Origin of the sequence: Paenibacillus sp. FSL R7-0333, assembly GCF_038000365.1 — a bacterium.
Classification (GTDB): domain Bacteria; phylum Bacillota; class Bacilli; order Paenibacillales; family Paenibacillaceae; genus Paenibacillus_AQ; species Paenibacillus_AQ silagei.
The window spans coordinates 2,472,411-2,494,958 of the sequence record NZ_JBBOBZ010000001.1; the positions used below are offsets into that span (position 1 = coordinate 2,472,411).

The following is a 22,548-nucleotide window of genomic DNA, read 5'->3' on the forward strand; positions in this document are numbered from 1 at the left end:
GATGGCCTTACAATTCCTGTTTAATCTGTTGATTGCCTTTCTGTGGATGGCGATAAATAACAATGGCTCTGGCTCTGGCTCAAGCTTCTTAGTAGGTTATCTGCTTGGCATCGGACTTTTACTATTATTTAGGAAATCCAGGTCCCAGCCCCGGACCTTCTATCTCATACGTATATGGGCTGTACTGAAGCTTCTGCTGATCTTTGCCCGTGAACTTACGGTCTCGAATTTCGTGGTCATTGGCCATATCATCCGTCCAAAACTGGCTATACGTCCCGGTATCTTTGCTTATGAGACTGCTTTGGCCACGCCCTGGGAGGTCACACTGCTCTCGTGCCTGATTTGTCTGACACCGGGAACCCTGACCCTTGATGTGTCGAAGGATGGCAAGACGCTGTACATTCATGCTATTGATATTAAAGATGCACAGCTGCTGGTCACGCAGATTAGAGGCACCTTCGAACGAGCGATCAGGGAGGTGACCCGTTAATGATCCCAGTTATGCTAAACGTGGCCATGATCATTCTGGCTCTGGCGATGCTGGCCTGCCTGTTCCGTCTCCTGAAAGGGCCAACCCGCTCCGACAGGGTTGCCGCACTCGATACGATCGGCATTCATGTACTCGCTATGATAACCGTCTTCAGTATGCTGCTGGATACCCAGGATTTTATAGAAGTCATTCTGGTTATCGGAATTCTGACGTTTATTGGTACTACGGCACTGGCCAGATATATTGAACGGGGAGCCGTTATAGAGGATGGAGGGAACCCCAATGACAGGTGAACTGATTAGCTCTATTCTTGTGGTAATGGGTGCAGTCTTCTGCGGCTTAAGTGCCTTCGGCTTAGTCCGGCTGCCCGATGTCTATCTGCGTTCACATGCGGCTACCAAAAGTGCAACCTTCGGGGTATTGTGTTTGCTGACAGGAGGTTTCCTGTACTTTTGGTTCAAAGACGGAACGGTTAACGTAAAGCTTCTGCTGGCGATTGTATTTGTATTCATCACTTCACCGGTAGCAGGTCACTTAAATGGCCGGGCTGCCTACCGTTCCGGAGTGCCCTTATGGAAGGGAAGCGTTCAGGATGACCTGAAGGTGCTGGGGGAAGAAAGCAAGGAAACGTCAAAATAATAGTTTGAAGTGAATGGAACGCGTGGAGATCAGCCGGATACCAAACAGGGTGTCTTTCCTTATACTGTAGAATCGCCAGCATGTTAGAATAGATCAATTACGGCCCTGCTTAGATCATTGTTTTGGGGCAAGGGGTCTATTAGAATTTGGGGGTAAGCAACGATGTGGATGTAAAGGAGACGGTAATATGCTTAGATTGGTCAATGTGGAGAATGGCACGGTAAAAGGCTTGCCCGCAGCCGATCCCCGGATTACGAGCTTCAAGGGAATACCGTTTGCAGCACCACCTGTAGGGGAGAACCGCTGGCGGGCACCGCAGCCTGCCGAAGACTGGGAGGGTGTACTTCAGGCCCACGAGTTCGCACCGGTCTCCATGCAGGTCAGACAGGAGCTGGATGATAACAATATCTATACCCGTGAATGGGCGGTAGAGCCGGATATCGCGATGAGCGAGGATTGCCTGTACCTGAACGTATGGACCCCGGCCAAGCAGGCGGACGAGAAGCTACCCGTCTATGTATGGTATTTCGGCGGCGGGTTGCAGGTGGGCCATCCGGCAGAGATGGAGTTCGACGGAGAACGGATTGCCCGCAGAGGGATTGTGGTGGTGACGATTAACTACCGGCTGAATATCTTCGGTTTCCTCTGCCATCCCGAGATTACCGCGGAATCACCGGAGGCGCCTGCCAACTTCGGCAACCTTGACCAGCAGGCCGCTACCCGCTGGGTGAAGCGCAATATTGCCGCCTTTGGCGGTGACCCGGACAACATCACCATCGGCGGGCAGTCAGCGGGCGGCGGCAGTGTCATGAGCCAGCTTACCTCTCCGCAGAACGAAGGATTGTTTCAGCGGGCGATTGTTGAAAGCGGTATCTTCACCGACCTGTATCCGGGAACGCTGCTGCCGCCGCTACGGGGGACGTTGCAGGAAGCGGAGCAGGACGGCATCGAGTTCTTTAACTATCTGGGTGTATCCTCCCTCGCGGAAGCGCGGAAGCTGGATGCGGTCTATCTGCGGGACAAGGCAGTTGCGCTTGGCGGCTTCTGGGGGAGCGTTGCCGACCAGAAGTTCCAGGTGGGCAACCCGTTCGATCTGTTCGTGCAGAACAGACGCTTGAAGGTGCCGATTATGCTAGGCCATACCTCCTCCGAGTTCTTCAGCACCCCGAATGTGCAGTCCTACGGGGAGTTCAAGCAGCTTGCGGCAGACATGTTCGGGGAGGATGCGGAGACCTTCCTGAAGCTTAGCGGCGCTAGGCCGGATGCTGTTCAGGAAGCGGCGGAGCGGGCAGCGGTAAGCGGGGTCGAATACGCCATCCGGATCGCCGGGCAGGCGAATGCGGATACCGGAAGCGAAACCCCGCTCTATTACTATAATTTCGATGCGGAGATTCCGGGATGGGATAACCCGGGCACCTTCCACTCGGTGGATCTGTGGTTCTTCTTTGAGACGCTGGCCAAGTGCTGGCGGCCGTTTGTCGGCAAGCATTATGATCTGGCCCGCCAGATGTGCAATTATACCGCTCACTTCATCCGTACCGGCGACCCGAACGGACAAGATTCCACAGGCGAAGCATTGCCGCACTGGGAGCCGTACACCCCGGAAGCACCTTACGGGATGCTGTTCGCAGACAAGGCGGAGTTCTCCAGAGAACAACCGGGCGAGATCATGAATTTTCTGGTGCAGCAGTACTTCAAGAAGAGTGGCAGTCCGGTCTGAGGGGATTCTGCTCTTGATAGAATCAGCGGCAGTTTAAGACTTTATTTATTGAGTCTTAGATTGCCGCTGTTTTTATTACTGGAACAGTCCTGTACCATGTTATTCCCTATCTATCAATAGCCCGATAGAGTAGTTTCGGCGGTATTCACTAAGATGTAAGAAAGAGTTGATGCTTCCATGAACGTTTGAAGGCAAAAAGGTGACCGGAGCCGATTTACTTAAAATTAAAGATATAATAATTCAAAATATCTACGATTTTTATAAGGAGGCACTAACGTAATGGGCATCGATACCGTGCTGTGGAGCAGACTGGTGACTGGCTTGACACTGGGGTTCCACGTTATATTCGCAACAATTGGCGTTGGGGTTCCGCTGATGATCGCCATTGCTGAATTCATGGGCATACACAAAAAAGACGCTCACTACACGCTGATGGCGAAGAGATGGGCCCGGGGGTTTGTCATTTCTGTGGCGGTGGGTGTGGTGACAGGTACAGCGATTTCATTGCAGCTGGCCTTGGTCTGGCCGAATTTCATGAAGCTGGCCGGTAACGTGATTGCGCTCCCGTTATTTATGGAAGTGTTTGCTTTCTTTTTTGAGGCCATCTTCCTGGGCATTTACCTCTATACCTGGGACCGGTTCAAAAAACCGTATATCCACTGGCTCCTTACGATTCCGATTGTTGCCGGTGCCGGGATGTCCGCTGTGTTTATCACGACTGTAAACGGGTTCATGAATCAGCCCGAGGGCTTTGCCATGGCGGGAGGGCAATTCATCGCGGTGAATCCGGTGGAGGCGATGCTGAATACAGCGACGTTCTCCAAGGTGTTCCATGTCTTAAGCTCAGCCTATCTGACCGGAGCTGCACTGCTGGCAGGCATTGCCGCGTTCGCACTCCTGAAGAAGGGGGCCTCCGAATACCACAAAAAAGCGCTGAAGCTGATGATGGCCGTGGTGATGGTGTTTGGACTGCTGAACGCACTTGCCGGGGATACGTCTGCGAAATTTTTGGCGGAGCATCAGCCGGAGAAGCTGGCTGCGGCAGAGTGGCATTTTGAAACGGAGAGCGGAGCAGATCTGATTCTGTTAGGCTGGCTTAACGCAGAGCATGAGGTGCTGGGCGCACTGCACATTCCCAAATTTCTCAGCTTCCTCGCCTTTGGAGATTTTAATGCAGAGGTGACCGGTCTGAATGAATTTCCTGCGGATGAGCAGCCGCCGCTCCTGGTGCATTATTTGTTTGATCTGATGGTCGGTGTAGGGTTCGCTCTGCTAGGCATTTCATTCCTGTATTTCCTGTTTGTCTTCTGGAAGAAACGTAATGAGCATAACAAATGGCTGCTTCGCGCGATCGCGTTAGGCGCACCGCTTGCCTTTTTGGGAGTCGAGCTAGGCTGGTTCTACGCTGAGATCGGGCGGCAGCCCTGGATCTTAAGGGGCTACATGCGTGTAGAAGAGGGGGCTACGACCTCACCGAGCGTAAGAATCCTGTTTTTTGTGTTCCTGCTGCTGTACATCCTGTTAGGCACTGTATGTGTTCTTGTGCTGCGGCGCATGTTCAAGGACAATCCGGCGGAAACCGAGATGGAGAAATGGAATCAGCATCCCGGCGGCAAATCCACAGTAAGGGGTGAGCACGCAAAATGAGTTATGAGCTGATTGGAATTTCGGTGCTATGGCTGTTTTTATATGGCTATTTAATTGTGGCCTCCATTGATTTTGGAGCCGGGTTCTTTGCCTTTTACGCCCGGCTGACGAAGCAGGATCATCTGATTAACCGTCTGATCTCCCGCTACTTATCGCCTGTCTGGGAGATTACGAATGTCTTTTTCGTCTTTTTTTACATTGGACTTGTCGGCTTCTTCCCGGACACCGCTTATTATTACGGCTCGGCGCTGCTTGTTCCGGGAAGCATAGCTGTGATCCTCATCGCGATCCGTGGTTCGTTCTATGCGTTCGAGAATTACGGCTCCAAAAATAACATCGTCTATCTGTTCCTGTACGGCGCTTCGGGCCTGCTGATTCCCGCGTCCTTGTCGGTGGCACTTACCCTGTCGGAAGGCGGCTTTATCTTTAAGCAGGGAGAGACCGTGTCGCTGGATTACTGGGCCTTGTTCACCAACCCGTTATCCTGGAGTATTGTAGGCTTGGCGATTGTATCGGTGCTGTTCATCAGCGCCTCCTTTTTGGCCTTTTATGCTTCCCGGGCAGAGGATCAACCCGCGCTGAAGCTTATGCGGACTTATGCGCTGTTCTGGAGCACCCCGACCATTGTTATCGCGCTGACGGCTTTTATTTATCTAGGACAGCACAATGAGCGACATTTTCAAAATATGATGGATTTATGGTGGCTGCTTGCACTGTCCGTTGCTTTCTTCATGCTTGCCATGTGGCTGCTGTACAGCGGACGCCGTTACGGGTTGGCGTTCATAAGCATCATGCTGCAATTCCTATGCGCCTTCTTCGCTTACGGAATCGGGCAATATCCTTATATTCTGGACCCGTTCATTACGCTTGAGAACAGCATCACTTCACCGGCTATGGGCCTGGCGCTGGTCATTGTGTTCATCGGGGGCATGTGCTTGCTCATTCCTTCCCTGATTCTGGTGTTCAAGCTGTTCCTCTTTGACGCAGATTATGTGAAAGGAAAGAAGTAAATGAAGAGCAAAACAAACCTGATCGCTGAGCAAATGTCGGGGCAACGAAAACGGCTGGTTATGCTGACCCTCCTGTCGCTCATGCTCGGCATTGCGATTGTAAGTCAGGCCGGGCTGCTGGCGGAAGCGGTCCAGCGGGTGTTCGTGGAGAAGGCTTCCTTATCCTCGGTTGCTCTGCTGCTCGCTCTTCTGCTGTCAGTGATGGCTATCCGCACTTTGCTGTTATACGGAAACGGAAGAATAGGCTTGGCTATGGCAGCCGCCGCTAAGGCAAATATGCGTTCAGCCGTGCTGCAAAAGCTTACCCATGCCTCCATGCCTTCAACGCTGCGGGGGCAGACGGGAGGAAAGGTCAGTGTGGCTCTGGATGCAGTGGACGAGGCGGACAGCTACTTCAGTCAATACATGCCGCGGATGGTGGAAGCAGCGATCATCCCGGTTCTGATTCTGGCGGTTACGTTTGTTTTACATGCGAATACCGGCTTCATTCTGCTGTTTACGGCACCGTTCATCCCGCTGTTTATGATTCTGGTGGGACTGCAAACGAAGAACAAATCCGAAGAGAAATATGCGCAGCTTGCAGAGTTCTCCGGTACGTTCCTGGATTCGCTTCAAGGGCTCGTGACGTTGAAAATATTTGGACAATCCCGCCGCCAGCAGCAGCAGATTGAGCGCAGCAGCCTGGGTTACCGTGACGCGACCATGGATATTTTGAAGGTTGCCTTTACGAATACGTTTATGCTGGAATCCATCGTCATGCTGAGCATCGGGATTGTTGCCCTTGAATTGGCTATTCAACTGCTCGTATTCAAATCGATGCCGTTCCACACGGCCTTTCTTGTACTGCTGCTTGTTCCAGAGTTTTTTAACCTGCTCAAGAATACAGGCACCGCTTTTCACAGCGGGCGGACCAGTATGGGGGCGGTTCGTAAGGTGGAGCAGATGCTTGCGGAAATAGGCGGCGGCACCAGTGCACAGCCGGAAGGGGGAGCGCAGTCCTCCACCAAGCTGCTCAAGATGCCGCCATCCATTGTGCTGGATGATGTGCATTTCCATTATGCCCCCGGTTCATTCGAGCTTAAATCTGGGCCTGTCTCCATAGGAGCGGGAGAGCATATTGCGATTGTCGGGCACAGCGGCTCGGGCAAAACAACCTTGCTCCATCTCATTGCCGGACTTCTGAAGCCGGTATCAGGGACGGTGCTGGTGAACGGAAGCCCGCTGTCGGAGTGGGAGGAAGACTCATGGTTTGAGCAGGTCAGCTATATTACACAGCACCCTTATATTTTTGCCGGCACCTTCGCTGACAATATCGCCATCGGCGCCGGACGTAACGTCTCCAGGGAAGAAATCAGGCAGGCCGCAGAGGAAGCGGGACTTGCAACGCTGGTTGCCGGGCTGGAGCAGGGACTGGACACCTATGTCGGGGAAGGCGGCAGGGGACTGTCGGGAGGAGAAAAGCAGCGGCTTGCTTTAGCGAGGGCATTTCTGAAACGTCCGGCTCTGATTCTGTTCGATGAGCCTACGGTGGGCCTCGACTTGCAGACCGAACAAATCCTGCAAAGCTCCATAACCAAGCTGGCCCAAAAGGCAACGATGATCACAGTCGCGCACCGGTTATATACGATCCGGCAAGCGGATCACATTTTGTTTATGGACCATGGCGTATTAGCGGCGGCAGGACCTCACGACGAGCTCCTTGAACGTGTGCCTCAATATGCCGAGATGGTTGATATTCAGCGAAAAGGAGGTTCAGCATGAACGAGCTGGCGATTTTGTCCAAGGCCATGATAGCAGAGCGTAAGGATATTCTCCTGTCGATTCTGGGAGGGTTTATTGCCGGCGCTGCCGGTGTGGCTCTCTTCTCCGCAAGCGGGTATCTGATTTCACAGACGGTCTTTATGCCGCCGCTCTATACCTTGATCGTACTTACCGCGCTGGTCAAGCTGCTGGGTCTGCTCCGCGCGGCAAGCCGTTACGGGGAACGCCTGTATTCGCATAGAGCAACCTTTTCCATGCTTAGCCGTTTGCGCACAGGCTTTTTTGCCCGGCTGATTCCGTTAACGCCCGGTATATTGAACAAGAACCGCAGCGGAGATCTGCTGGCGCGGATTGTCGGCGATGTAGAGAGCCTGCAGAATTATTTTTTGCGAGTCGCTTATCCGCCGCTTATCGTCATCACGGTCTTTCTGGCAACTATGGTGTTCAGTGCTTCTTATTCATTCTGGATCGCCTGCTTGTTTGTAACAGGAATGCTGCTAACCGCATTGGTTGTACCGGGAATCGTATTACTGGGCCAGCGGGCGAGTAATGGCCGTGTCCGCAAGCAGCGGGCGCTGCTGTCAACGGAAGTGACCGAGGTCTTGTACGGCTTCCGCGATCTGAAGGTGTACGGGCAATTGCCGCAGCGGGAGCAGCAGCTCCAGGCGGCTTCGGCAGCACTGACAGCAGAGCAGCAGCGTGCGGCAGGACATTTGCTGCGCGGACAGGCGATGCACACCTTTGTAACCTTTTTTATTTCCTGGGGTGTACTGACGTTAGGAGCCTATCTAATTATGGAAGGTGCGCTGGCCGGCGTATTTCTGGCGATGCTGGTCATGGCCTCACAGACGGTGTTTGAAGAAGCTGCGGCTATGGCTAATTTGCCTGCTTATAAGCAAGACAGCGAGCACGCGGCCAAAAGGCTGACTGAAACTGTAGGCACTGCCGGTGACTTACCTGTGCAGCCGGGCCGCACTCTACCAGCAGGCGATGCTGTTTCGGTGGAGCTGTCCGGCGTTACGTTCCAATATATCGATGAGTGGCGGCCCGCGCTGAAGGAAGTGTCGCTGCAGCTCCCGGCAGGCTCCAGAACGGCCGTGGTCGGACCGAGCGGGTCCGGCAAATCCACGCTGATCGATTTGCTGCTCAAGCTGCGCACACCTGTATCCGGGGAGATACGTTTGGGCGGCATTCCGGTACAAGAGCTGGATGAGTCAGGCATTTGGGAAGCCTCGAATGTCGTCTTACAGCAAGGTCATTTTTTCCGTGGAACAGTCCGTGACAACCTGCTGCTGAATGGAGAAGAACCATCTGACGAAGTATTGTTAGAAGCTCTCGCTAAGGCCCAACTGCCGGATGTGGCATTACATGATGTGGTATTCGAGAGAGGAGAGAACCTGTCCGACGGGGAGAAGCAGCGTCTGGCGCTGGCCCGGGTCATGCTCCGCAAAGGGCGGTTATGGCTGCTGGATGAACCGACATCTTCGCTGGATTATGTAACGGAAGAGCGCGTGTTAACCCATCTCTACGAACAGTCCGCCGGAGATACTTTACTGCTCATTTGCCACCGGCTTACCGGTCTGGAAGGTATGGACAGGATTATCGTCATGGAGCAGGGCAGGGTCATCGAAACAGGTTCATATGCGGAGCTAATGGAGCAAGAGGGCTACTTGTACCGGATGAAGCAAATAGAGCTGCAAATGATTGGAGAGCAATAGGTAGAAGGTCTCTATCGCGAGGCGATTATTCATGAATTGATTAACAATGCGACCATCGATATGATTATGCTGCTCACCTTAAGGTGAGCCTTTTTTTGGTGAAGAAAGTCACATTTTAATTTTGGGATATATGCTATTTTTATCTTGTTAAATGTAAATATTACCTCCTATACTAATTCTCCCTACTTTATACCTATTCATCCCCTTTAATGGTAATAGTTATTTATCACTACTCTGAAGTCTACCAATCCGTTGTAAAATGCATATTTATGCAAAATAATACATAGTTAGTCAATGGAATTTTTTTGTGATTTACAGTTGTGAATGATAAGCATAGTAAAGGAGCGAGAGGTATGAATAAACAGACGGACAAGCTAGTGGCGATTGTGGGGATGGGCTGCAGGTTCCCGGGGAGCGCAAATAATGTAGAACAGTTCTGGGACATCTTGAAGTCAGGCAAGGATACGATTACGGATATTCCCGAGGATAGGTGGAGTATTGAAGAATATTATCATCCTAACAAACAGATAAAAGGAAAAAGCCACGCCAGGCGCGGAGGATTTATCGATAAGTTTGATCAATTTGATGCAAAGTTCTTTGGGATTAATGCCAGAGAGGCCGATCAGATCGATCCGCAACAGAGACAAATGCTGGAAATTGTCTGGGAGGCGTTAGAAGACGCAGGAATTAAGCCCGGCAGTCTGAGCGGTTCCCACACCGGTGTGTTTATCGGCGGATTTACGCTCGATTATAAAATTCTGCAATTTGCTGACGCTGCACAAATTGGAACCCATGCTGCAGTCGGAAGCATGATGACGATGTTATCGAATAGAATCTCGTACATATACAATTTAATGGGTCCCTCTCTATCCATAGATACAGCCTGCTCATCCTCTGTGGTTTCTGTTCATGAGGCCTGCAAAAGTCTGCACAACGGTGAATGCGATCTGGCCTTGGCAGGCGGCATGGAACTGATCTATGCCCCGGAATATTTCATAGCCGAATCCAAAGGCGGATTCTTATCGGTGGACGGAAGCTGCAAGACCTTCGACGCTGCTGCGAACGGTTATGTCAGGGGAGAAGGGGGCGGAATCCTTGTCCTTAAAAGTCTGGAAAAAGCGCTCGAAGACGGCGACTATGTGTATGCCGTGATCAGAGAGAGCCTTGTGAACCAGGATGGAAAAACGAATGGTATTACGGTTCCTAACGGCGAATCCCAAAAGATGCTGCTGCAGGATGTATATGCGAGAGCAGGAATTGCCTCCGATGAAGTTCAGTATGTCGAATTGCATGGAACCGGAACAGCACTGGGTGATCCCATTGAAGTCAATGCGGTCGGTGAGTTCTTTGGTGAGCACAGAACTGAAGATAACAGATGTATCATGGCCTCGGTCAAACCGAACATCGGACATTTGGAGGCAGCCTCCGGCGTAGCATCGGTAATCAAGGCGGCGTGCATTCTTGATCATAGACAGATTGTGCCGCATATCGGGATGAAAGAGCTTAACCCTGAGCTTGATCTGGACAAGCTGAGGCTAAGAATTCCCTTAACTAATGAAAGCTGGCCGCAGGATGGTAAAGATGCCATCGTCGGTGTCAATTCGTTCGGATTTGGCGGAACCAATGCGCACGTGATTTTACAGGGAATAACGGGTGACAGAAAGTACGATGGAACATTCAACGAAGAACTGCCTCAAGTATTAACCATCTCCGCAAAAACAGAGCAATCCTTAAAGGCTCTTGCCGCAGAATACACTGAATTTCTGAATCATACAGAAGAAAGTTTACCGGATATTTGTTATTCCGCCCTTACCAAACGTGAGAAATTCCCGAAATCCCTTGTGTTATTCGGAGGGAATACACAGGAGATCATTCAGGGTCTGACAGATTATCAGCAGGATACTCTGCCGCAGAATGTGGTTGTGGGCAATGAGGGCAAAGACAAGAGACTGGTGTTTATTTTCACCGGCATGGGTCCTCAATGGTACGCGATGGGACGCGAGCTCTATCATGCGAATACGGTATTCCGCCATACGGTCGAGAAGTGCCACGCTGAGTTCTCCCGATACTTGTCCTGGTCATTGATGGATGAATTCCTGATTCATGAGGAACAATCCAGCATGCAGTTCACCGAAGTCTCCCAGCCGTTGAATTTTACGGTGCAGGTGGCCTTGGTTGAGATGTGGAAGAGCATGGGGGTCGTCCCGGATCTGATTATCGGACACAGTGTGGGTGAAGTGGCAGGATTGTATGCTGCCGGTGTCTACAGTTTTGAAGATGCGGTCCGGATTTCGTATTACCGCAGTATGCTCCAGCAGCGGCTGACGGGTAAAGGCGGTATGCTTGCGGTTGGCTTGAATGAAGAACAGGCCAAGGAGCTGATTGCTGACAATAACGACAAAGTATCCATTGCGGCAATCAACAGCAACACAAGCGTAACCCTGTCCGGAGATATGGCCTGTCTTACAGAGATCAGCAGCAAGCTTGAAGCTGACGGTGTTTTTAACAAGTTCTTAAGAGTAACGGTACCTTATCATAGCGTGTTTATGAATGAGATTAAATCGGAGCTGCTGGAAGCCCTGCGCGATATTCATCCGCAACCAACCAAAATCAGAACGTATACCACCGGAAATGGCCAGCTGGCGGAAGGGCCGGAGCTGGATAATGAATACTGGTGGCTGAATGTATCCGGTTCCGTGTACTTTGCCAAGGCCATGGAACAGATTTTGGAGGAAGGCTATTCCTGTTTTGTTGAGATTGGCCCTCATCCGGTACTGGCGAATTCTGTCAGTGAGCTTGCGAGTGAGATGGATATAGAAGTTCTGATCTCGCCCTCCCTCCGCAGAAATGATCCGGAAATCCCAAGAATGGTTAGAACCTTGTCTGAGCTATTCTGTGCAGGCTATGAAATTGACTGGTCCCGGAACTACAGAGGATCCTTTAAGTATGTGAAGCTGCCGCATTATCAATGGGAGCATGAGAGGTTCTGGAAAGAATCCAAAGAGCATATGAAGAGACGCCTGGGACAGAAAGAGCATCCTTTTATCGGATACCGCAAGAACAGCGTGGTTCCGGCATGGGAAGCGGAAATCAATGATTATATTATGCCGTTCGTCTCAGACCATTGTGTAAATGGCAGTGTACTGCTGGCCGGGGCCCATTTCATTGAAGCCGCGTTCCAAATGCTCCGTGATTATAGCAAATTAAGCATGGATGAGGTGTATGGTTTATATCATATCCACTTTAAAAGAGCGCTGTTCCTTGATGAGAATAATGCCGGCCACATGTCGATTAACTATGATCCGCAGCATGGTGTGGTGAAGATCGGAAGCCTGGCAGATGGCGATGTGTCCAGAACTACCGAGAATTTCCGCGGGGAATTTGTCAGAAAACAGACCTGGAGTGTGAGCCGGACAGCCGATCTGGAGGCTCTTAAGCACAGTGCCAAGGAAATTCTGAATCAGTCGGAATGCTACGAGCTGCTGGAGAAAATGAATTTCACCTACGGTCCTATGTTCCAGGGGCTTAAGAAGGTATGGATTAATCATAATGAAGTCCTGGCTGAGATCTGCATGCTGGAGGAGTTAGGCGTCCAGGACATGGATAATATCCTGCATCCGGTTATTCTTGATGCTGCCTTTCAGTCGCTGCTCGCTAATCAATTTGATGAGCTGAGAGATCACGGACAAGTTGATATTAAGCTGCCGGATACGGTGGACTCAGTCGTCGTATACGGTAAGACATCCGGTCCATTGCGGGTCCGTTCTATAGTGAAGGAATCCAATAAGGAGTTCATTGCCGGGGATATTGAAATCTATGATGAGCAAGGAAACATTGTTGTCATTGTAGACAACTTTGTGGCCAGATCCGTAGAGAAAAGTCCGGAAGCTGCCGTGCTTAGCGAGAAGAATCTGAAAGAATGGTTCTATGGCATTGAATGGAAGGCTCAGGAGGCAGAGAACGATGAGCAGCTGCTCGCGGCCCGTAATTCGTATACGAACTGGGTTGTGCTGTGTGATGCTTCCGGCATGGGTGACAGGATTGCCGAGAACTTAAGCGGCAGAGGCTATAACTGCAAACGGTTCTATGCGGATTATCAGAATCCCGGCAACCAGGATTCAGGCAGTGTTATTGTCAGCAATAATCAAGAGGATTATATCAAGCTGATTCAGCACATGGATCAAGAGCAGGAATACGGCATTATCCACCTGTGGGGTCTGGACATTACAAGTCATGATCAGATGGATACGGATGCTATTGAGGCTTCCAAGCAGAAGGCTGTCAACAGTATCCGCCATGTTATGAATACTTTGAATGAGCACTCCGTGAAATATCGTACTTGGGCAGTTACCCAAGGGGCAGTCAGTGTTGACGGCAAAGAGCCAGTTGATGTCCTGCAGGGAGCGGCTATCGGTATGTGCAGAGTAATCAGCCACTCCGAGTGCATTGGAAGCTGGGGAGCCAGTATGGATATCGATCATCACCCCGCCTCAGTCGAACTTCTGATCAATGATCTGCAGAACTATACACGTGAAGATCAGCTGGCGTATAGAAACGGTGTCCGTTATGTTGCCAGACTGGAGCATATCTACGATCTGGACGGGAACATCCCGGTCACTATGGCGGACAATAAGATTTATCTGGTCACGGGTGCCATGGGCTCACTCGGGCAAATCACTGTGAATTGGATGTACGAGAAGGGAGCCAGACATTTTGTATTGGTGGGCCGTACTCCGTTCCCTGGTAAAAAAGAAAGAAAAGGGATGGCTTCATCCCATAAGCTGTACAGCCAGGTGCAATTTATCAATGAGCTTGAACGGAAAGGCTGTACCGTTGAAGTAGCCGCGCTGGACATCGCCGATGAAGCAGCCGTTCAGGAGCTTACGCATCGATTGATTCATGAAGAAACCATGCCGGTCGGCGGTGTGATCCATATTGCCGGTGTAGTCAAAGACAAATTAATGATGCAGATGGAGCAACATGAGTTCGATGAAGTCTATGACACCAAAGTTAAAGGCGCTTGGTTATTGAATAAATATCTTGAAGAGGTTGAACTGGACTTTTTCATCATGTATTCATCCACCGGATCGGTTGTCACGGCGGTTGGACAAGTGAATTATGCCGCAGCGAATTCCTTTATGGATTCACTGGCCTGCTACCGCCGCAGTAAAGGCAAAACTGCCTTGAGTCTGGGCTGGGGACCATGGGGTGTGGGGATGGTTAAAGAAAAGAATTTGATTGATCATTATAAATATCAAAGAGGCATGAACCCGATCTACGCGGTGAATGGTATGCAGGCCCTGGAAAGAGTGTTCGGACAACAGCTATGCCATGCGGTAATCGGTGAAGCGGACTGGCCGCTTGCGCTTAATAATTATCCGGGCAAGCCTGCATTGTACAATCACCTCGCCGAGCAAAGCGAAGATACCGCAGGGGACGCGCAGGAGACGGACTTATTCAGCATTCTGGCCAAAGCCTCCGGCATGGAAGAAAAAAGTGCAGTTATCATGGATTTCTTCGCTGAGATCATCGCTGAAACCATTCATGCCAAGAAGGATGCGCTTGTTCTTGATGAGCCGATCAGTTCGGTTGGGGTAGATTCCATTATCGCTGCAGAGATCAGAAATAAAATAAATAAGAAATGCAGTATTAACATTTCCATTGTTGACCTTCTGGGTGGAATCAGCATTGCTGACTTGGCCGGAAAACACTTCAATGACATCAACGACCTGATCATTGAAGACGAATCCGAAGCGGACCTGGAGGCTTTATTGGACCAGTTAGAGAATCTGACAGAAGAAGAGGCTGCGCTTCTATTATCTAAATAAAAACGGAAAGGAGGATACAGAAGTATGGAAATATCCGCTCAGAATGATGATCTTAGAGACCTCGATATTGCCATTATCGGAATGGACTGCCAGGTTCCGGGAGCAGATAACGTAATGCAGTATTGGGAGAATCTGTGCAACGGGACGGAGTCGCTTACCTTCTTCACCGATGAAGAGCTTCGGGCAGCGGGGGTGCCGGAAGAACTGCACAGCAATCCGGAGTACAGGAAGTGCGGCTTCAAAATAAATAATATTGAGCAATTTGATGCGGCGTTCTTTGGCTTCACGCCCAGGGAAGCGGCACTGATGGACCCGCAGCAAAGAATTCTGCTTGAGAGCTCATGGCGGCTGATGGAAAGTGCCGGATACCAATCGGACCAGTATGCAGGGAAGGTGGGCGTATTCGTCGGAACGGGAACCAGCAAGTATTTATTGAAGAATATTATGTCCAGTATGGATCTGGATTCCACTCCCGAGATCAGACAGATATGGATTGGGAACGATGTTCATTATGCTTCGACCATGATTTCCTACAAGCTGAATCTGAAGGGACCGAGCGTGAACGTACAGACTGCATGTTCCACTTCCCTGACCGCCGTAGTTCTGGGCTGTCAGGCTCTGCTGAATTATCAATGCGATATGGCCATTGCCGGAGGGAGCTCCCTGTCGCTTCCGCAGGATAGCGGTTATCTCTACATCAAAGGAGAGGTTCTTGCGGAGGACGGACATTGCCGGCCGTTTGATAAAGATTGCAGCGGTTCATTAAGCGGCAGCGGAGTAGGAACCGTGCTGCTGAAAAGATTGGAAGATGCTGTGAACGACCGGGATCATATCATCGCAGTCATTAAGGGAGCAGCCTTTAACAATGACGGCTCGGCAAAGGTGGGTTATTCGGCACCAAGCGTTGAAGGTGAACGCAATGCCATTAAGAGCGCCCAGATTCTAAGCGAGATTGATGAAGACACGATTACTTATATTGAGACTCATGGAACAGCGACTCCCATGGGGGACCCCATAGAGGTACAAGCACTTACAGAAGCCTTCTCGGAAGCCACGGACAAGCTTAATTTCTGCGCCCTGGGTGCAGTGAAAGCCAATATTGGACATTTGGATTCTGCAGCAGGTACGGCCGGGTTAATCAAAACCAGTCTGATGCTCCAGAAGCAGAAGCTTGTACCCTGCATCAACTATAAAGAAACGAATCCCAACATTGATTTGCAGAACTCCCCTTTCTATGTCAATACCCGCCTCAGAGACTGGAACCCGGATTGCCGGGTAAGAAGAGCAGGCGTCAGCTCGTTTGGCATTGGCGGTACCAATGTTCATGTAGTCTTGGAAGAAGCGATCGACACCCGCAAAGTCGAGAGCCATGAGGAATACCAATTGCTGCTGCTATCCGCAAAGACAAAGACCGCCTATGAAGAGGTGGCCGGACAATTGCTGGATTTTGTGCAAAATAATAAAGATATTGATTACCGGAATATCCTGTATACGATGAATATCGGAAGAAAGAGACTGCCCTATCGAGGCGGTCTGGTCTGTAACAGCAGAGAAGAGCTGATTCATAAATTGGGCGGCAGCCTTCCTGCGGTGAAATCTCCGGACGGGAACGAAAAGGAAATTGTGTTCCTGTTCCCGGGACAAGGCGTGCAGTATGTGAATATGACAAAACAACTGTATGATACGAAGCCTATATTCCGGCATGAGCTGGATAAGTGTTTCGAGATTCTTCAGAAGCAGTTGAACTATGATTTAAGACAGCTTATCTTTGCAGATCAAGCGGATGCTAAGGGTGAGGAGACACTCACAGAAACCCGGAATACACAGGTTGCTCTATTTGCCGTTGAGTACTGCTTGGCCAAGACTTTGATGCATTGGGGAATTACTCCCAAAGCTCTGCTGGGGCATAGTGTTGGAGAGTACGTAGCCGCTTGTCTGGCCGGGGTATTCTCACTCGAGGATGGTCTTAGATTAATGGTCATGCGGGGCCGGATCATCCAAAGTCTGCCAGCGGGCGAAATGCTGTATGTGAATATGAACGAGCAGGAAGCGCAGGCCTATATTAACGGGAAGGTCTCACTGGCCTTGATTAATTCCGAGAACCGGGTGGTATTGGCCGGGGATAGCGCAGCGCTGCAGGAAGTGGTCGAACAGATTACAGAGCATCGAGAGTACAGAATTCTTCACACCTCCCATGCTTTTCATTCCTATATGATGCAGGGTGCAGTGGAGGACATGCTGAAGGTGCTCCAGACGGTGACGTTCAACAAGCCGATGATCCCGATCATGTCCAATGTCACGGGAGAGTGGCTGAAGCCGGAAGAGGCGATGAGTGCCGACTATTGGATACAGCATATGCTGGGCACCGTCAGATTTAAAGATGCTGCACTCCATTTGGCACAGAAAAATTATAAATACTTCATCGAAGTGGGTCCGGGAAAAACGCTCTCTGTCTTTATGCAGGATAATTTGAAAGACTACGCGGAGTGCCTATTGTTCCAAACGGTCCGCGGCGTTAAGAATACGATGAATGATAATAAATTTCTGGCGGAGTTCGTAAAGAAGGCCTGGATCAGCGGACTAACCATTGATTTTGCAAAATATTACGAAGATGAAATCTTATTCAGAACCCCTTTGCCGACGTATCCTTTTGAAAGGAAGAGACATTGGATTGAAGCTGGCAAGCAGAAGGCTTATGAAGCGGCTGGAAGCAACGACTGGGATAGGGAGCTCTCAGCAGACAGTGCTGTAGAAGCGGACACGATAGAGTATAACCGGCCGGATATATCGGTGGAATATGAACAGCCTGACAATGCGATTGAAGAGAGTATAGTGGAAATCCTCCAGGATATTATGGGGATCACGCCGATTGGAATCAACGATAACTTCTTTGAGCTTGGCGGACATTCTCTGATGATCACACAAGTCGTTCTGAGAATAAAGGAACTCTATGGGATTGAATTGCAGCTGAAACTGTTTATCGAAGCACCGACTGTCAAGAATGTAGCTGACCTTGTATTGGAAGAGTTGTCAGAAAGCCTCGATTTGGATGCAGTCTAAAAATGGACAGATAGAGGTGTGGAGAGATGCAGAACAACGAAAGCGGAAGTGTGAAAAACAGAGTGAATGCCTTATCGGACGCCAAGAGGCTGCTGCTGGAGAGTCTCTTGGAGGAACAAAGAAAAAAGAAAAGACAGATCATCCTGCAAGACAAAGGGCTGCATAGGGTCACCAAGAGAGCACCGGAGTTGACCGTGTTGCCTTCCAACTATATGCAAAAGAAAATTTGGTATGTCGAACAACTCTTCAATGATTCGATTACGTATAATGTTTCGGGTTATGTGACATTCCATGGAAAACTTCAAGTGGAGCTTTTGCACAGGGCCTTCAGAACGGTGGTTAAGCAGCAGGAGGTGCTGCGTTCCAAATTCAAGGGAGGACAAGGACAGCTTGAGGTTGAGCTCAGCGAAGATACCGAAGAGCCGGTCTTCAAAAGTTATGATTGCTCCCAGGCAGGGATGGAACTGTCTCCTGATGATATCAGGCAAAGGATGTACACGGAAGGAATACAGCCGTTCCGGTTAGCTGAGGGCAAGCTTATTCGCCTGATCTGTTACAAGCTTAGTGAGACCGAATGGATTGGACAAATTGTTTGGCATCATATTGTATCGGACGGCTATTCAAGCGGCATTTTTATTAGAGAATTGCTTCAACTGTATGAAGCCTATGCAGGCGCAAGCATGGCACCTGTAGAGGAACCCGCTGTGCAATATTATGATTATGTCATCCACATGAATGACCGGATTGGCAAAGGCGAGTTCGATCATCAGCTTAAGTTCTGGAGGGAACACTTGTCGGGCAGCAACATGAGCTGTATGCTTCCAACGGATTACACGGCCGGTCATGGGCTTACCTATCATGGCGAACGGGTAGCTTTTTCAATCCGCAAGGAGCTGAAAATAAAACTGGAAGCTGCTGCAAAAAAACACGGGGTTACACTGTTTGTTTTGTTAATGAGCGCACTCAAAATCATGCTGCATAAGTATATACACCAAAACGATATTATTGTCGGGGTCCCGGTTACCGGCAGAAATGAAGAGGAATGCCAGAGCATCATCGGGTGCTTCCTGAACATGCTGCCGATCCGCAGTACTATTGGAGAAGAGCAACAATTATTCGATTATATCCAGGCGGAGAATGCCCAGGTGATGCAAGCCCTGAAGCATCAGGATTTGCCGTTTGATTTCATAGTAGAGGACTTGAAGGTAGAAAGAGATTTGCTGTCTACCCCGATCTATCAGGTGGTGTTCAGTTATGAGACCCATGCGTTAAAGGATATTACAACAAAGGATTTCTACCTAGAGTTCGAAGAACTGGATTTAAAAACGGCCAAGGTTGACTTGGCGCTGGAAGTCAATGATGACAAGGATGGGTTAAGCGCCTGGTTTGAGTATAAATCGGATAAATTCTCCCGGGAGCGGATTGAAAAGATTAAGGATTATTATCTGAATATTCTGCAATTCATTGCTGAATATGACAATCGAGCCATTGCAAATATTGAAATGATCTCGGAAGAAGAAAAGGATGAGATCCTCTACTCATTTAACGAAAAGGTTACGGACTATAAGCCACAGACTATCAAGCAGCTATTCGAGACCCAGGCGGCGCTCCGGGAAGAGGCAGTAGCCGTAGTATGCGGCAATGAGAGGATTACCTATAAGGAACTGAATAACCGCAGCAATCAACTGGCACATCATCTGCGGAAAACCGGTGTGGGCTGCGAGAGTCTGGTTGCCATTATGCTGGATAAATCCATTGAGGCCATCATTGCCATACTGGGGGTAACCAAGGCTGGCGGTGCTTATATGCCGGTGGATTTGACTTATCCCCGGGAGCGGATGGAGTATATTCTGGAAGACAGCAAAGTCCGGTATATGATAACTTCCGGCATCCATCAGGATTATGCAGGCATTGAGCAGATTTCAATGGGTGACAAGCATATCGATACCGAGTCCACGGACAATCTTGCGGACCACAGTAATCCGGATAATCTTGCTTATGTAATCTATACCTCGGGAACTACAGGTCAGCCCAAAGGCGTGATGGTGGAACACAGCGGCATTGTTAACCTGAGAGATTATTTTTGGAATAAATACAAAGTGACCACGGATGATACGATCCTGCAATTTGCCAATCTTGTTTTTGATGCCTCTGTCTGGGAAATGATTATGGGAATTCTCACGGGTGCAAGATTATGCATCATTACCAAAGAAACTGCACTGGATGTGAATCTGCTGGAACAGGAGCTGAAAAGGCATAACGTAACCGTCGCCACCTTGCCTCCGCCATACTGGAATGTGATATCGGATAGACCCGTCGGAATCCGGTTGTTGATCACAGCGGGATCAGCAACAAGCGTCAATCTGGTCGAAAAATTGGCAGAGCCGATTGAATATTTCAATGCGTATGGACCTACCGAGACTACGGTCTGTGCGTCGGACTGGCAATACGAAAGGACTGTTCAAATCCCGAATAGAATTCCGATCGGCAAGCCAATTGCCAATATGCAAATCTATATTATGAATTATACTTCCTTATGTGGAAAAGGAATTATTGGAGAATTATGTATAGCAGGAGTAGGCATTGCCCGGGGGTATCTGAACAGGCCGGAACTGACAGCGGAGAAATTTATTGATAATCCCTATGGTCCCGGTAAATTGTACCGGACGGGGGATTATGCTAGCTGGCTGAACGACGGAAATATTGCTTTTACCGGAAGAATAGATAATCAGGTCAAGATCAGGGGACACCGGATCGAAATCGGAGAGATTGAGAGTAAGATTTCTTCTCATAACAAGGTGATTGAATCGGTTGTTATCCCGGAGAGTGACCACCAGAGCAATCTTTATCTGGCAGCTTATTTAGTTGTGGATGCAGCAGTGACTCTGACAGAGATTAGAAGCTTTTTGAACGATGGATTACCTTCGTATATGATTCCATCAGCATTTTATACGCTTGAGGCCATTCCGCTTAATATGAACGGTAAGCCGGATAACAGCAGATTAGCGTCCTTAGGCCAGCCTATGGAAGCGGAGAACGATTTCGTTGAACCGTTCACAGAGATTGAAAGAACGCTGGAACGAATCTGGTGTGAGGTCTTAGGGGCTGAGCGGGTTAGTACCCGCGATCATTTCTTCGAAATTGGCGGAGACTCCATTATCAGCATGCAGGTTATCGCCAAGGCGGCAGAGGCAGGAATTAAGCTCGAATTGAAGTCTTTTTACGATGATAAATGTATTGAACAAATGGCATTAAAGGCTGCGGCAGTTGAACAAATCTGCTGTGATCAGGGAGAGGTTACAGGTACTTACCTGTTGACACCTATCCAGCAGTGGTTCTTCACCCATAATTTCCCGGAAAATAACCATTGGAATCAGTCTGTAAGCTTTGAATTGAAGGAGACTGTAGATGCCGGGCGATTGAATGAAGCGCTCAATGAAGTGTGCCGGCAGCATGATTCGTTAAGAACCCGTGTACTTCCCGGCAAGGCTCCGAGATATGCGGATATTCTGCCGTTTGCCTACAGCGAACGCTTGAAGACAGTAAAGATTCCAGCTCATGTTGACTATGAACAGCGGATGCAGCAGGAATTGACGGCTTTTCAGCAATCTCTTAATTTGCAAGCGGGAGAAGTATTTAAAGGGCTGCTTATTGTATCCCATACGTTGTCAAGCAGCAGACTGGTATTGACAGCACATCATCTGGTATGCGACGCGGTGTCCTTCAGGTTCATCGTCGAGGATCTATTGAATGGCTATCAGGCCTTAGCAGATAAGCGGGAAGTCAGACTTCCGCAGAAAACCTCATCCTTCATAAGCTGGAGCAACGCGGCAGAAGCATACGCCGGCAGCCATGAAGCCGTGAGCAAAAAAAAGGAGTGGACCAAAGAAATTGCGGCTTATTCAAGAAATACCAAAAAAGGCCGGTCCAGCGTAGACAATCTTGAAGGAGATGCAGAGCAATGCCTATTCTCCTTATCGGAAGAAGATACCGCCAAGCTAATGACTGAAGTGCCTAAGCATTACAGCATTCAGCCGATTGAGGTCATGATTGCCGCCCTGGAAACGATGCTGCATGAATGGGATGGGGCAGACCATACCTTATATCTGGAAAGTCACGGAAGAGATATGCTTGCCGATCAGGTGGATCTGTCAAGAACGGTAGGCTGGTTTACCAACCTGTATCCTTTTTACTTCTCCGCAGATGATATTTCAACTACTGGAGCTACGCTAAAAAAAGTGAAAGACAGATTAGCTGCCGTGCAGAAGCGTAAGTTCGAGTTCTTGCTTAGTGATGGCCCCCGTGAAGCTATTGATGTTGTTTTTAATTACATGGGGCATTTGGATAACAAAACCTCCGAGCATGCACATTTCCGGCTGCTTACCGGAGAACCGCTGTATACCAGGGGATTGAAGAATACAAGAGTTAGTCTGCTTGAAGTCAACGCGTATATCCGGCAAGACCGCTTAACCTTCGAGTGGGGATATCACCCGAATATCCATTCCGGGGAGAACATCGTGCAGCAGGCCAATGCTTTCACGGATACGCTTAGGGGGATGATCAGCTACTGTATTGAATCTGAGGATGATGGAGTTTCCGCTGCGGATTTTGACGATGTGGATATGGAAGATTTAGATTTCATCTTGGCAAAGTTCAATTAAGGTCACTCAGGGAC

Annotated in this window: 11 protein-coding genes; all 11 read left to right on the plus strand. The window is 49.6% G+C overall.

Features of this window, described 5'->3' with window-relative positions:
- Position 1: 1 nt before the first annotated feature.
- The 11 genes from MKY86_RS10185 to MKY86_RS10235 all read left to right on the plus strand — a co-directional run bounded on the left by MKY86_RS10185 (position 2) and on the right by MKY86_RS10235 (position 22,534).
- Positions 2 to 490 (plus strand): Na+/H+ antiporter subunit E, encoded by a 489-nt coding sequence (locus MKY86_RS10185; RefSeq protein WP_076073503.1) that lies wholly within the window; start codon positions 2 to 4, stop codon positions 488 to 490.
- Positions 490 to 783 carry a Na(+)/H(+) antiporter subunit F1 gene (locus tag MKY86_RS10190; protein WP_076073505.1) on the plus strand — a complete coding sequence of 98 codons (294 nt, stop codon included), beginning with the start codon at positions 490 to 492 and terminating at the stop codon, positions 781 to 783. The genes MKY86_RS10185 and MKY86_RS10190 overlap by 1 nt, the downstream gene beginning before the upstream one ends.
- Positions 773 to 1,129: a monovalent cation/H(+) antiporter subunit G gene (gene mnhG, locus MKY86_RS10195; RefSeq protein WP_083684257.1), complete on the plus strand. Its 357-nt coding sequence runs from the start codon at positions 773 to 775 to the stop codon at positions 1,127 to 1,129. Before MKY86_RS10190 ends, mnhG begins: the two co-directional genes overlap by 11 nt.
- 187 nt (positions 1,130 to 1,316) lie before the next feature.
- Entirely contained in the window at positions 1,317 to 2,849 is a 1,533-nt protein-coding gene (locus MKY86_RS10200) for a carboxylesterase/lipase family protein (protein ID WP_076073509.1), read from the plus strand.
- A gap of 279 nt (positions 2,850 to 3,128) precedes the next feature.
- A complete protein-coding gene (locus tag MKY86_RS10205; RefSeq protein WP_076073511.1) occupies positions 3,129 to 4,496 on the plus strand; it encodes a cytochrome ubiquinol oxidase subunit I in 1,368 nt (455 codons plus the stop codon).
- A complete protein-coding gene (locus tag MKY86_RS10210) occupies positions 4,493 to 5,506 on the plus strand; it encodes a cytochrome d ubiquinol oxidase subunit II (RefSeq protein ID WP_076073513.1) in 1,014 nt (337 codons plus the stop codon). The genes MKY86_RS10205 and MKY86_RS10210 overlap by 4 nt, the downstream gene beginning before the upstream one ends.
- On the plus strand, positions 5,507 to 7,267 hold the full coding sequence (gene cydD, locus MKY86_RS10215; protein WP_076073515.1) for a thiol reductant ABC exporter subunit CydD: 1,761 nt from the start codon (positions 5,507 to 5,509) through the stop codon (positions 7,265 to 7,267).
- Positions 7,264 to 8,985: a thiol reductant ABC exporter subunit CydC gene (gene cydC / locus MKY86_RS10220; protein ID WP_076073517.1), complete on the plus strand. Its 1,722-nt coding sequence runs from the start codon at positions 7,264 to 7,266 to the stop codon at positions 8,983 to 8,985. The genes cydD and cydC overlap by 4 nt, the downstream gene beginning before the upstream one ends.
- A gap of 353 nt (positions 8,986 to 9,338) precedes the next feature.
- On the plus strand, positions 9,339 to 14,813 hold the full coding sequence (locus MKY86_RS10225) for a type I polyketide synthase (RefSeq protein WP_076073519.1): 5,475 nt from the start codon (positions 9,339 to 9,341) through the stop codon (positions 14,811 to 14,813).
- A 24-nt stretch (positions 14,814 to 14,837) separates the two neighbouring features.
- On the plus strand, positions 14,838 to 17,873 hold the full coding sequence (locus MKY86_RS10230) for a type I polyketide synthase (protein ID WP_076073521.1): 3,036 nt from the start codon (positions 14,838 to 14,840) through the stop codon (positions 17,871 to 17,873).
- A 26-nt stretch (positions 17,874 to 17,899) separates the two neighbouring features.
- Positions 17,900 to 22,534: a non-ribosomal peptide synthetase gene (locus tag MKY86_RS10235; protein ID WP_076073523.1), complete on the plus strand. Its 4,635-nt coding sequence runs from the start codon at positions 17,900 to 17,902 to the stop codon at positions 22,532 to 22,534.
- Positions 22,535 to 22,548: the final 14 nt, after the last annotated feature.